This is a genomic window from Luteibacter sp. (assembly GCF_051958795.1).
GTDB lineage: Bacteria > Pseudomonadota > Gammaproteobacteria > Xanthomonadales > Rhodanobacteraceae > Luteibacter.
This window is the reverse complement of the sequence record NZ_JBQCFT010000367.1, coordinates 18,378-30,334: the sequence shown is the minus strand read 5'-3', so window position 1 is coordinate 30,334 and position 11,957 is coordinate 18,378. Positions and strand designations below refer to the sequence as shown.

Genomic DNA, 11,957 nt, shown 5'->3' with positions numbered 1-11,957 from the left:
CCGGCTTTAACGCAACGTAGGAGCCCACCCTGTGGGCGACATCTTTCGCGATAACGCCACAGGCCCTGTGGCTCTTCCGCGAACGGCGTCGCCCACAGGGTGGGCTCCTACGCGATCAGCCTTCCAGTTCTTCCCACCGCGCGAAGGCGGTGTCGAGTTCGGCCTGCAGCCTGGCCAGCTCTTCGTTGCCGCGCGTAATCGCGGCCGCGTCCTGCTGGTAATACTTCGGATCGTTCATCGCCTCGGTGCGTTTCGCGATCGCGGTTTCCAGCTCTTCGAGCTTCGCGGGTAGCAGGTCCAGCTCGCGCTGTTCCTTGAACGAGAGCTTCTTCTTCGCCACGACAGGCGCCGGCGCGGGAGCGGGCGCGGCCACCGCGGCGGCGGGCTTCGCTACGGCGGCCGCCGCAGCCTTTGCCGCAGCCACCACCGGCTTCTGCCGCAGCCAGTCGCTGTAGCCACCGACGTACTCACCGATTTCGCCATCGCCTTCCAGCACGAGCGTGCTGGTAACGACGTTGTCGATGAAGTCTCGGTCGTGCGACACGAGCAGCAACGTGCCGGTGTATTCGCCGAGCAGCTCTTCCAGCAGCTCCAGCGTCTCCACGTCGAGATCGTTGGTCGGTTCGTCCATCACCAGCAGGTTGGATGGCTGGGCGAACAGTTTGGCGAGCAGCAGGCGGTTGCGTTCGCCGCCCGAGAGGCGGGTGATCGGCGCGCGCGCGCGTTCCGGCGAGAACAGGAAATCCTGCAGGTAACCGATGATGTGCTTGCGCTGGCCGTTCAGCTCGATGTATTCGCGGCCCTCGGCCACGTTGTCGAGCGCATTCATGCGATCGTCCAGCGCGATGCGGTGCTGGTCGAAGTAAGCGATCTCGAGCCCGGTGCCGAGGATCACCGTACCTTCCTGCGGCTCCAGCTGGCCCAGCATGATCTTCAGTAGCGTGGACTTGCCCGCACCGTTCGGGCCCATGATGCCCACGCGGTCACCGCGCATGATCGTGGTCGAGAAATCGCGGATCAGCGTGCGGCCGTCATAGGCCTGGGTCACGTGCTTCGTCTCGACCACCTTGCGGCCGGAGGCCTGCGCGTTGGCCATCGTCATCTTCGCGTTGCCCTGGCCCTCGCGGCGCTCGGAGCGCTCACGGCGCATGGCCTTCAACGCGCGTACGCGGCCCTCGTTACGGGTGCGGCGCGCCTTGATGCCCTGGCGGATCCAGACTTCTTCCTGGGCCAGCTTGCGGTCGAAGTGCGCATTGGCCTGCGCTTCGGCATGCAGGCGCTCTTCGCGGCGGCGCAGGTAGTTGTCGTAATCACCCGGCCAGCTCGAGACCTGGCCACGGTCGATTTCGACGATGCGCGTAGCCAGCGAGCGCAGGACGCTGCGGTCATGGGGGATGAAGACGATGGCGCCGGCGAACCCCTTCAGGAAGCCCTCGAGCCACGCGATCGCCTCGATGTCGAGGTGGTTGGTGGGCTCGTCGAGCAGGAGCAGGTTAGGGTCGCGTACGAGGGCCTGGCCCAGCAGCACGCGGCGCTTCATACCGCCGGAGAGGTCGGCGAAATCCGTATGGCCGGGCAGCTCGAGCTTCTCGATGATGTTCTCGACGCGCGCGTCCAGGTCCCAGGCGTTGTGCGCCTCGATCTGTGACTGCACCTCGCCCAGGCCATCCATGTCGCCCTCGTCGAGCATGTGGTGGTAACGGGCCAGCAGGTGGCCCAGCTCGCCCAGGCCTTCGGCGACCACATCGAACACGGTGCCGGCGGTGTCCTGCGGCACTTCCTGGGTCAGCCGCGCCACGCGGGTGCCGCCCTGCAGCCGGATCTCGCCATCGTCGGGCTTGAGCTCCCCGGCGATCAGCTTCATCAGCGTGGACTTGCCGGCGCCATTGCGGCCGACGATACAGACGCGCTCGCCCAGGTCGAGGGAGAGATCGACGTGTTCAAGCAGGAGGGGGCCGCCGACGCTGTAGTCGAGGCCAAGGATCTGGATAAGAGACATCGGCCTATTTTACAGGGTATCGAGGCGGTAACGGGTCAGCTGGCGGTAGGTGGCGCCGGGCCGGAGGATCGCGGCCTCGGCGATCCCGGGCATGTTCACCTGGTTCGGGAACGCCTCCGCCTCCAGGGCGAACCCGGCGAAGGCGCTGTAGGGATGGCCATCACGGTTCACCTGGCCACCGAGCTTCTGCCCGCTGTAGAACTGCAGCCCGGCGCGGTCCGTCTCCACCGTGAGACGCCGCCCGCTGGAGGGTTCGGTCACCACCGCCACGACCCGGGGTGCGTTGCCCACGGCCCCGTGCGGCACGTAGCAATGATCGAAACCGCCGGACAGGCGCAGTTGCGGATCGGGCCAGTGGAGGCGCGACCCGATCGGGGCGGGTTCGCGGAAGTCGAACGCCGTGCCCGAGACATGCTGGCGATCGGTCGGGATCGCCTCCGCGTCCGCGGCGAAGAACTCTTCGGCGTCGATGCGGATGACGTGGTCACGGATGTCCGGGCGACGGTCGTTCAGGTTGAAATACGGGTGCGCCGTGAGGCTGAGCGGAGTGGGGGCGTCCGTCGTCGCCTCGTAACGCAATTCGAGCGCGCCATCGTCGTCCAGGCTGACGCGCAACTGGACGCGCACCTCACCGGGAAAGCCGCCGTCGCCTTCGGGCGAAACCAGGTTCAGCAGGAGCGCATCGCCATCGGGGTCGACATCCCAGGCGCGCGCGTGGAATCCATCATGGCCGCCGTGGAGATGGTTGTTCCCATCGTTGCGGTCGATCCGGTGCTCGATCCCGTCGAGTTCGAAACGGCCGCCGCGGATACGGTTCGCCCAGCGCCCCACGATCCCGCCCATGAACGCGTTGGCGGCAAGGTAATGCGCGGCATCGGGGTGGCCAAGCAACACCTCGCCGAGCTGGCCCTGGCGATCGGGCGCCTGCCACAAGAGCAGGGTGGCACCGAGGTCACTGATGTCGACGCGGGCACCACGCGCATTGCGCAGGGTCCAGCGATGGAGGGGGCGTCCGTCGGGCAGCATGCCCCAGGCGGTAGGTTCGGAGATAGGCATCGGGAAGGGACGGTTCCGTGCCGGCGGCGATGGTCAGGTCGCGGCCGTCTTGCGGTGGGTTTCGAGGTATTGGCGCGGTGTGCAGTCGTATTCGCGACGGAATACCGCATACATGTATTGCAGGGATGTGAAGCCGCAACGGATGGCGATGTCCGCGAGCGTGGTATCGCCGTTCACGATGAGGTCGCAGGCCGTATCGAGCTTGTGTTTCAGGATCGCCTGGTGGACGGTCTGCTTCAGCTCGCGCTTGAAGTGTTCCTCCAGCACGGTGCGTGAGACGCCGACATAGTCGGCCACCTGTTCGGTCTTGATGCCAAGGCAGCCGTACTGGCGGATGTAATGGCTGGCGCGCATGACGTGCGGGCTGCGCATCGGCTGGAAACGGCTGGAGACCTGCACGTTGATGCCGACGGGCGGGACGAGCACGCGGGTGGTGGAGCAATCCATGCCGCGCAACATCTGGTGCAGCACGTGGGCCGCCGTGCGGCCCATTTCCTCGGCGCCCTGGATGACCGACGTGAGCGGGATGCGGTTGAGCAGCTGGGCCATCGGATCATTATCGATGCCGACGATCGCGATCTGCTCCGGCACGGCGATGCCACCGATGACGCAGGCCTGCAGCAGCTGGCGGGCACGGGCGTCGGTGACGGCGATGATGCCGATGGGCTTGGGCAGGCCGGAAAGCCATTCCACGAGGTGTTCCACCGCCTCGCCCCAGCCGCCGGCGCTGGTCGGCGAGCCTTCGTACACGATGCCTTCGACCTTCTCCGCGGCCACGATGCGCTGGAACGCGTGTTCACGCTCCCGGGCCCAGCGATTGCCGGCTGCGCTCGGCACGCCATACAGCGCGAAACGCGACAGGCCCTGCTCGATCAGGTGATCGTAGGCGAGCCGGACGAGGCGGGCGTTATCCGTGGCGATATAGGGCACGCCGACCGGGTAATCCGCCGGGTCCTCATACGAACCGCCCACCGCGACCACGGGGATGTGCAGCTCGCGCAGGGCGTCCTCGGCCTCGGGGTCGTCGAAATCGGCGATGACGCCGTCGCCCTTGAACTGATGGATGTCGCGCATGCGGCTACGGAAATCTTCTTCGAGGAAGAGATCCCATTCGACCCGGGTGCTGTTGAGGTAATGACCAATACCCGCGATGACCTGCCGGTCATACACCTTGTTGGCATTGAACAGCAGTGCGATGCGATGCGGTGCCATGACCGGGAAAAGTAGCAGGGAACGCCGCCCGAGGCCATGACGCATCGCGGCAGGAAAAAGGCTGGCTGGTGCGCGGGAAAACGCAATTGCGTCAAAGCGCGCCGCTGGCGAGCATCGGTAGGATTCGTCCCCATGTTTGTCAAGGAATCGTTATGTCGTACTTCTCCAGCATTCCGAAAATCGCATTCGAAGGCCCGGGTTCCGATAATCCGCTGGCGTTCCACCATTACGATGCCAACCGCAAACTGCTGGGCAAGACGATGGCCGAGCACCTGCGCCTCGCCGTCTGTTACTGGCACACCTTCGTCTGGCCGGGTTCCGATGTCTTCGGCGCGGGCACCTTCGAGCGTCCGTGGCAGCAGGCCGGCGAGCCGATGGCAAAGGCGCGCGAGAAAGCCGATGCCGCTTTTGACTTCTTCTCGCGCCTCGGCGTCCCGTATTACACGTTCCACGACACCGACGTGGCACCCGAAGGGAACAGCCTCGCCGAGTACAAGGCGAACTTCGCGGCCATGGTCGATGTGCTCGAGAAGAAGCAGGCCGACACCGGCATGAAGCTGCTCTGGGGCACGGCCAACGTGTTCAGCAACCCGCGCTACGCCGCGGGTGCCGCGACCAATCCGCAGCCCGAGGTGTTCGCCTATGCGGCCACGCAGGTGCGCCACGCCATGGAGGCTACGCATCGCCTCGGCGGTGCCAACTACGTGCTGTGGGGCGGCCGCGAGGGTTACGACACGCTGCTCAACACCGACCTGAAGCGCGAGCGCGCGCAGCTCGGCCGGTTCTTCCAGATGGTGGTGGAGCACAAGCACAAGCTGGGTTTCAAGGGCACGATCCTGATCGAACCCAAGCCGCAGGAGCCGACGAAGCACCAGTACGACTACGACACCGCCACGGTCTACGGCTTCCTCAAGGAGTTCGGGCTCGAGAACGAAGTGAAGACGAATCTCGAGGCGAACCACGCGACGCTTGCGGGTCACTCGTTCCACCATGAAGTAGCGACCTCGATTGCCATGGGCCTGTTCGGTTCGATCGATGCCAACCGCGGCGACCCGCAGAATGGCTGGGACACCGACCAGTTCCCGAACAGCGTGGAAGAAATGACCCTGGTCACTTACGAGATCCTCAAGGCGGGCGGATTCACCACCGGCGGCTTCAACTTCGATACCAAGGTGCGCCGCCAGAGCCACGACGCGGCGGATCTTTTCCATGGCCATATCGGCGCCATCGACACGCTGGCCCTCGGTCTTGAGCGGGCGGTGAAGATGGTTGAGAAAGACACCCTGGCCGAGTTGAAGGCGAAGCGTTACGCCGGCTGGGATGCCGATCTCGGTACGAAGATCCTCAATGGTGGCTTCACGCTCGCCTCGCTGAGCGACGAGGCGATCGCACGGAATCTGCACCCGAAACATGTATCGGGCCACCAGGAGTTGCTCGAAAACATCATCAACCGCTATATCTATGGGTGATATGAAGCCTGACATGGAAGCATCAGCACGCCTGTACCTCGGCATCGACCTGGGTACATCCTCGGTCAAGGCCGTGCTCATCGACGACGCTGGCGCCGTGCGCGCCAGCGCGTCGAGTCCCCTTACCGTCGCCCATCCGCATCCGCGCTGGTCCGAACAGGACCCGGCCGCGTGGTGGGCCGCGACGGAAGCGGCGGTGGGTGAGGTGTTGCAGGGCATGGATGCGCGTCGCGTCGCCGCCATCGGCCTCTCCGGGCAGATGCATGGCGCGACGCTGCTCGACCGCTCCGACAAGGTCTTGCGGCCCGCCATCCTGTGGAACGATGGCCGTTCGGATATCGAATGCGCCGAACTGGAGAAGGTGCCCGGCTTTCGTGAAGTCACCGGCAACCTGGCCATGCCCGGTTTCACCGCGCCCAAGCTGGCGTGGGTGCGCAGGCACGAGCCCGATGTCTTCTCGCGCGTCGCGAAGGTGCTGCTGCCGAAGGACTACCTGCGGCTGCGACTCACGGGCGAATACATGACCGACGCTTCGGACGCGGCCGGTACGTTATGGCTCGATGTGCGGAAACGCCAGTGGAGCGATGCCATGCTGGCTGCGACCGGGCTGGACCGATCGCACATGCCCGAGGTGTTCGAGGGTTCGCAGCCCGCGGGGCGCCTGCGCAAGGAGCTCGCCGAACGCTGGGGCATGGATACGGTGCCGGTCGCCGCCGGCGGCGGTGACAACGCCGCGGGCGCCGTGGGTGTCGGCATCGTACGCCACGGCCAGGCCATGCTGTCGCTTGGCACGTCGGGTGTCTATTTCGCTGTTTCCGACGGATTCCGTGCCAGTCCTGAAACGGCCGTGCACAGTTTCTGCCACGCCTTGCCCGACACATGGCACCTGATGTCGGTGATGCTGAATGCGGCCAGCTGCCTCGATTTCACCGCGCGGCTGACCGGCTACCCGGATGTCGGCGCACTGCTCGCCGATGCTGAACAGGCTGGCTGGGAGCGCAACGGGCCGATGTTCCTGCCGTATCTCACGGGTGAGCGGACGCCGCATAACAACCCGCACGCGCGTGGCTCGTTCACGAACCTGGGTCCGGATACGGATCGCGCCGATCTTGCCCACGCCACGCTCGAAGGTGTCGGCCTCGGCCTGCTCGACGGCTTGCTGGCCGTCGAGGGTACCGGGCTGGTGGCCGACGACATCACCGTCATCGGCGGGGGCTCGCGCAGCCACTACTGGACGCAGATGCTGGCCGACATTATCGGCAAGACCCTGGTCCTGCGTTCAGGTGGCGAGGTGGGCCCCGCGCTGGGCGCCGCCCGGCTGGCGCGCCTGGCTGTCGAGCCGGACGCGTCGCTGGACGAGGTATGCCCCATGCCGCCGGTCACCGCCGTACGCGAGCCCGATGCAGCGCGTCATGCTTATTTCCTGCAAACGCGCCACCCTTTGTTCCGCCGCTCGTACGAGCAACTCAAGCCGCTGTATACCGACGCCGCCCGTAGCGACGATTTCCGCCCGTCCTGAAAGGGCGATTCCATAAGTAGATGGAGAACAGCATGAAGCAGAAGGCCCTACACACGTTGCTGGCCGTATCGATGGTGGCCGCCGGCGTTTTCGCGCCGCAAGCCCACGCGAGCAAGGAGAAGCCGGTCATCGGCTTTTCCATCGATGACCTCCGCGTCGAGCGCTGGACCCGTGACCGCGATTACTTCAAGGCCGCCGTGGAAGCCAAGGGCGGCACGGTTTCCGTGCAGTCCGCCGATGCCAACGAGCAGAAGCAGATCCAGCAGATCGAGAACCTGATCGCGCGCAAGGTCGATGTGATCGTCATCGTGCCGTTCAATGCGAAGACGCTGACCACCGTCGTTACCGAAGCGAAGAAGGCTGGGACCAAGGTGATCTCGTACGACCGCCTGATCCTCAACGCCGATGTCGACGCCTACATCTCGTTCGATAACGAGAAGGTGGGTGAGATGCAGGCGAAGGGCGTGGTCGATGCCACGGGCGGCAAGGGCAACTTCTTCCTGCTCGGCGGCGCACCGACCGATAACAACGCCAAGATCCTGCGCGAAGGCCAGATGAAGGTGCTGGATCCGCTGGTGAAGAGCGGTGCCATCAAGATCGTCGGCCAGCAGTGGACGGATGAGTGGCTGGCCTCGAAGGCGCAGTCGATCATCGAGAACGCGCTCACGGCAAACAAGAACAACATCCAGGGCATCGTTGCCTCGAACGACGGCACCGCCGGCGGCGCCATCGCCGCGCTGAACGGCCAGAAGCTGGCCGGCAAGGTGGCCGTGTCGGGCCAGGATGCCGATCTCGCCGCGGTCAAGCGCATCAAGGCCGGCACCCAGGCCATGACGGTGTACAAGCCGATCAAGACCATCGCCACCGACGCCGCGAACCTCGCCGTGCAGTTCGCCAAGGGCGAGGCGCCGACCTTCACCTCGAAAATGAACAACGGCAAGAAGGACGTGGACACGATCCTGCTCACCCCGACCCTGCTCACGAAGCAGAACGTCGACCTCGTGGTGAAGGATGGCTTCTACACCCAGGCGCAGGTGGGTAACTGAGACCTCCGTGGTAGGAGCTCACCTTGTGAGCGACGCCTTTCGCCCCACGGCAACAGGCCCTGTTGCTCTCCGCGAAGGGCCTCGCCCACAGGGTGGGCTCCTACGACAGCCCTGTTCGTCGTGTAGCTAAGGAAGTATCCGGGTGAGCGAATACCTGTTCGAGATGCGCAACATCGTCAAGGAGTTTTCTGGCGTGCGCGCGCTCAATGGCATCAACCTGGCCGTGCGGCCGGGTGAATGCGTGGGCCTGTGCGGTGAAAATGGCGCCGGCAAGTCCACCCTCATGAAAGTCCTTTCCGGTGTTTATCCCTACGGCACCTGGGAAGGCGAGATCCTGTTCGACGGCAAACCACTGCGAGCGCACTCAGTGCGCGACAGCGAGGACGCCGGCATCGTCATCATCCATCAGGAACTGATGCTGGTGCCGCAGCTATCGGTCGCCGAGAACATCTTCCTGGGTAACGAGATCCGCAAGTTCGGCGGCGTCATGGATTACGACGCCATGTACGCCAAGGCCGAGGCCTTGCTTGCCCGGCTGAAGCTGAAGGACGTTAACGTCGCCGCCCCGGTGATGAATTACGGCGGTGGCTACCAGCAGCTGTTCGAGATCGCGAAGGCGCTGGTGAAGAACGCCCGGCTGCTGATCCTCGATGAGCCCTCATCGTCGCTGACCTCGTCCGAGACCGATACGCTGCTGTCGATCATCGAGGACCTGAAGCGCGACGGCGTGGCCTGTGTCTACATCTCACACAAGCTCGATGAAGTCGCGCGCGTGTGCGATACGGTGACGGTCATCCGTGATGGCAAGCACATCGTCACGAAGCCGATGAGCGAGATGACCACGCATTCGATCATCACGGCGATGGTCGGCCGCGAGATCGAGACCCTGTTCCCGAAGATGGAACACGATATCGGCGAGGTGGTGTTCGAAGCCAGGCATGTGACCTGCTGGGATGTCGCGAACCCGAACCGCAAGCGCGTGGACGATATTTCGTTCCAGGTGCGCCGCGGCGAGATCGTCGGTATCGCGGGCCTCGTCGGCGCCGGCCGCACCGAGCTGGTTTCCGCGATATTCGGTGCCTACCCGGGCCGTTCCGAGGCGGAGCTCATCCTCGAGGGCAAGCCGATCAAGGTGAAGAACCCCGAGCAGGCGATCAAGGCTGGGCTGTCCCTGGTCCCCGAAGATCGCAAGCGCCAGGGCATCGTCCCGCTGCTCGGCGTGGGCGACAACATCACGCTGGCCACGCTATCGCATTACGCCCACGCGGGGCAGATCGATCGCCAGGCCGAGATGGCCGTGATCGATGCCGAGATCAAGCGCCTGCGGGTGAAGACCGCGAGCCCCGAGCTCGCCATCCAGGGGCTGTCGGGCGGTAACCAGCAGAAGGCGGTGCTCACGAAGATGCTGTTGCCCTCGCCGAAGGTACTCATCCTCGACGAGCCCACCCGCGGCGTCGATGTCGGTTCCAAGTACGACATCTACACGCTCATGTTCGAGCTGGCCGCCAAGGGCGTGGCCATCATCATGGTCTCGTCGGAGATGCCCGAAGTGCTTGGCGTCAGCGACCGCGTCCTGGTCGTCGGCGAGGGCAAGCTTCGCGGTGACTTCAAGAACGTTGGCCTCACCCAGGAGCAGGTGCTCGTCGCGGCGATTTCCCATGCCGCCGAAGGGCCCGCGCACGCGGCCTGATCCCTACCACCATTCCACGCGTCACCAGGGAAGCCTTCCATGCAGTCCCAGAAAGTCCAGCAACTGTTCGTCCGCTACAAGATCCTGGCGTTGCTCATCGCCGTCGCCGTGATCTGGGTGTTCTTCCACGTGAAGACCGACCAGGCCTTCATCACGCCGAACAACCTCTCCAACCTGTTCCGGCAGATGGCGATCACCGGCATGCTCGCCTGCGGCATGGTGTTCATCATCATCGCCGGTGAGATCGACCTCTCCATCGGCTCGCAGCTAGGCTTGCTGGGCGGCGTGGTCGCTATTCTCACCGTGAACATGGGTTGGGGCACGTGGCCATCCATCGGCGCGGTGCTCTTGCTGGGCATGCTGATCGGCGCGTTCAACGGCTTCATCGTGACGAAGATGCGGGTGCCGTCATTCATCGTCGGCCTGGGTGGCATGCTCGCGTTCCGCGGCATCGTGCTTTACATCACCGGCAGCTCGACGATCGCGCCGGCCCCGGATGACCTCGTGCAGCTGGGCCAGGGTTTCGTGCCCGTCGGTCTCTCGCAATGGGTGGGCGGCATCATTTTCCTCGCCATGGTCGGGCTAACGGTCCGGCGCCGCATGCGCCGTTCGAAACTCGGGCTCCACCAGGCGGCCATGTGGATCGATGTCGCGCGCCTCGTCATCATCGGTGCGGTGATCTTTGGCTTCATCCGCATGCTGAATGATGCCAACGGCATCCCCATCCCGGTGATGATCCTGCTGGCGCTGCTCGCGGTGTTCACTTACGTCTCCACCCAGACCGTGTTCGGCCGGCATATCTACGCGGTGGGCGGCAACATGGAGGCCACACGGCTGTCCGGCGTGAACGTCGGCCGGGTGAAGCTGGTGGTGTTCGCCATCATGGGCCTTATGTGCGCTTTCGCCGGCATCATCACGGTCGCGCGCACCGGCTCGGGTTCGCCCTCGGCGGGCACGGGTGGCGAACTGGATGCCATCTCTGCCTGCTTCATCGGCGGCACGTCCATGCGCGGTGGTTCGGGCACGGTCTACGGCGCGCTGATCGGCGCCCTCGTCATGGCCAGCCTCGACAGCGGCATGCAGCTCATGGACGTCGACAATTCCTGGCAGATGATCATCAAGGGCGTGATCCTGGTGCTCGCCGTGTGGGTCGACGTGCTCTCCGGCAGCAACCGCAACGCCTGATCGCATCACTCGTTGGAGCCCACCCTGTGGGCGACATCTTTCGCCGCATCGCCCAGTCCTGTGGCGTGTTGGCGAGAGGCGTCGCCCACAGGGTGGGCTCCTACGATAGATGGCGTTACTTCGGCAGTGTCTTTGCCATCTTCTGGTGTTCCCTGATCGTCGGCAGTGTGTCCTTCGCGAACGCCTTCATCGCCGGGTTCGAGCCCTTCTCCGCTTCGACCTCGAACATCGCCACGGCCTTCTCATGGCCGGCGACCATGACCTTCGCGTACTGGCGGTCGAACTCCTTCCCGTTGAGCAACTTCAGCGCGTCGATATCCTTCTGCGCATCCGGCGGCGGGGACGTCGTGGTCGAATAGCCCTTGTCGCCATTGCGCAGGCTTTCCAGCTTCTCGTTGGCCTTGGTGTGGTCATCGACCATCTTCTGAGCGAACTGCTTCACTTTGGCGGACGAACCCTGCTTGAGCGCTAGCTGGCTCAGCTCGATCTCCGCGACGTTCGCGCCGGTCGCGTTCTGGTAGAAGCCCGCGTCGGTGGGCGTGCCGCCCTGGCTGTCCTTCTCCTGGGGATCGGCGAGCGCCGCGAAGGGCAGGGTGGCGGCGAGGCTTGCCGCGAGCAGCAGGTGGGGGAGGCGAAGTGCCATGGGGTTGTCTCCGTCTGGAACTACCTCTGGTGTCGCATCCTGCTGATGAAGCCGTTGTGACCCCGGCGGGTGTGAAATGAAAACGGGCGCCCTCGCGGGCGCCCGTTTTGTGTTGCTGTAGGAGCCCACCCTGTGGGC

General features: G+C 64.8%; 9 protein-coding genes. 5 read left to right on the top strand and 4 right to left on the bottom strand.

What is annotated here, in order from left to right; translation table 11 throughout:
* Positions 1-115 precede the first annotated feature (115 nt).
* Genes ACTHLF_RS19560 through ACTHLF_RS19550 form a run of 3 tightly spaced genes read right to left on the bottom strand, consistent with a single transcriptional unit; the run spans position 116 to position 4,267 of the window.
* Positions 116-1,999 carry an ATP-binding cassette domain-containing protein gene (locus tag ACTHLF_RS19560; RefSeq protein ID WP_440329640.1) on the bottom strand — a complete coding sequence of 628 codons (1,884 nt, stop codon included), beginning with the start codon at positions 1,997-1,999 and terminating at the stop codon, positions 116-118.
* Positions 2,000-2,008: 9 nt separating this feature from the next.
* Positions 2,009-3,055, bottom strand: coding sequence for an aldose epimerase family protein (locus ACTHLF_RS19555; RefSeq protein WP_440329638.1), 1,047 nt, complete (start codon positions 3,053-3,055; stop codon positions 2,009-2,011).
* A 33-nt stretch (positions 3,056-3,088) separates the two neighbouring features.
* The gene (locus ACTHLF_RS19550; RefSeq protein WP_440329637.1) at positions 3,089-4,267 is read right to left on the bottom strand and encodes a XylR family transcriptional regulator; all 1,179 of its coding nucleotides are present in this window, start codon (positions 4,265-4,267) and stop codon (positions 3,089-3,091) included.
* Positions 4,268-4,419: 152 nt separating this feature from the next.
* Between ACTHLF_RS19550 and xylA the strand changes: the two genes are divergently transcribed.
* The 5 genes from xylA (at position 4,420) to ACTHLF_RS19525 (ending at position 11,176) form a co-directional block, all read left to right on the top strand.
* A complete protein-coding gene (xylA, locus tag ACTHLF_RS19545) occupies positions 4,420-5,736 on the top strand; it encodes a xylose isomerase (RefSeq protein WP_440329635.1) in 1,317 nt (438 codons plus the stop codon).
* Between the two features lie 13 nt (positions 5,737-5,749).
* Complete coding sequence (gene xylB / locus ACTHLF_RS19540; RefSeq protein ID WP_440329633.1) at positions 5,750-7,255, top strand: xylulokinase; 1,506 nt, start codon at positions 5,750-5,752, stop codon at positions 7,253-7,255.
* Positions 7,256-7,287: 32 nt separating this feature from the next.
* Positions 7,288-8,301: a D-xylose ABC transporter substrate-binding protein gene (gene xylF, locus ACTHLF_RS19535; protein WP_440329632.1), complete on the top strand. Its 1,014-nt coding sequence runs from the start codon at positions 7,288-7,290 to the stop codon at positions 8,299-8,301.
* A 142-nt stretch (positions 8,302-8,443) separates the two neighbouring features.
* The gene (locus tag ACTHLF_RS19530; RefSeq protein ID WP_440329630.1) at positions 8,444-9,991 is read left to right on the top strand and encodes a xylose ABC transporter ATP-binding protein; all 1,548 of its coding nucleotides are present in this window, start codon (positions 8,444-8,446) and stop codon (positions 9,989-9,991) included.
* A gap of 39 nt (positions 9,992-10,030) precedes the next feature.
* The gene (locus tag ACTHLF_RS19525) at positions 10,031-11,176 is read left to right on the top strand and encodes a sugar ABC transporter permease (RefSeq protein ID WP_440329628.1); all 1,146 of its coding nucleotides are present in this window, start codon (positions 10,031-10,033) and stop codon (positions 11,174-11,176) included.
* A gap of 115 nt (positions 11,177-11,291) precedes the next feature.
* On the opposite strand, the gene ACTHLF_RS19520 is transcribed toward ACTHLF_RS19525, so the two are convergent.
* On the bottom strand, positions 11,292-11,819 hold the full coding sequence (locus ACTHLF_RS19520) for a DUF4142 domain-containing protein (RefSeq protein ID WP_440329626.1): 528 nt from the start codon (positions 11,817-11,819) through the stop codon (positions 11,292-11,294).
* Between the last annotated feature and the right edge of the window lie 138 nt (positions 11,820-11,957).

Bases quoted from the DNA above. Each gene is read 5' to 3' on its own strand.
- ACTHLF_RS19560 (WP_440329640.1), bottom strand. From the start codon at position 1,999: ATGTCTCTTATCCAGATCCTTGGCCTCGACTACAGCGTCGGCGGCCCC.
- ACTHLF_RS19520 (WP_440329626.1), bottom strand. From the start codon at position 11,819: ATGGCACTTCGCCTCCCCCACCTGCTGCTCGCGGCAAGCCTCGCCGCC.
- ACTHLF_RS19555 (WP_440329638.1), bottom strand. From the start codon at position 3,055: ATGCCTATCTCCGAACCTACCGCCTGGGGCATGCTGCCCGACGGACGC.
- xylA (WP_440329635.1), top strand. From the start codon at position 4,420: ATGTCGTACTTCTCCAGCATTCCGAAAATCGCATTCGAAGGCCCGGGT.
- ACTHLF_RS19525 (WP_440329628.1), top strand. From the start codon at position 10,031: ATGCAGTCCCAGAAAGTCCAGCAACTGTTCGTCCGCTACAAGATCCTG.
- ACTHLF_RS19550 (WP_440329637.1), bottom strand. From the start codon at position 4,267: ATGGCACCGCATCGCATCGCACTGCTGTTCAATGCCAACAAGGTGTAT.
- xylB (WP_440329633.1), top strand. From the start codon at position 5,750: ATGGAAGCATCAGCACGCCTGTACCTCGGCATCGACCTGGGTACATCC.
- xylF (WP_440329632.1), top strand. From the start codon at position 7,288: ATGAAGCAGAAGGCCCTACACACGTTGCTGGCCGTATCGATGGTGGCC.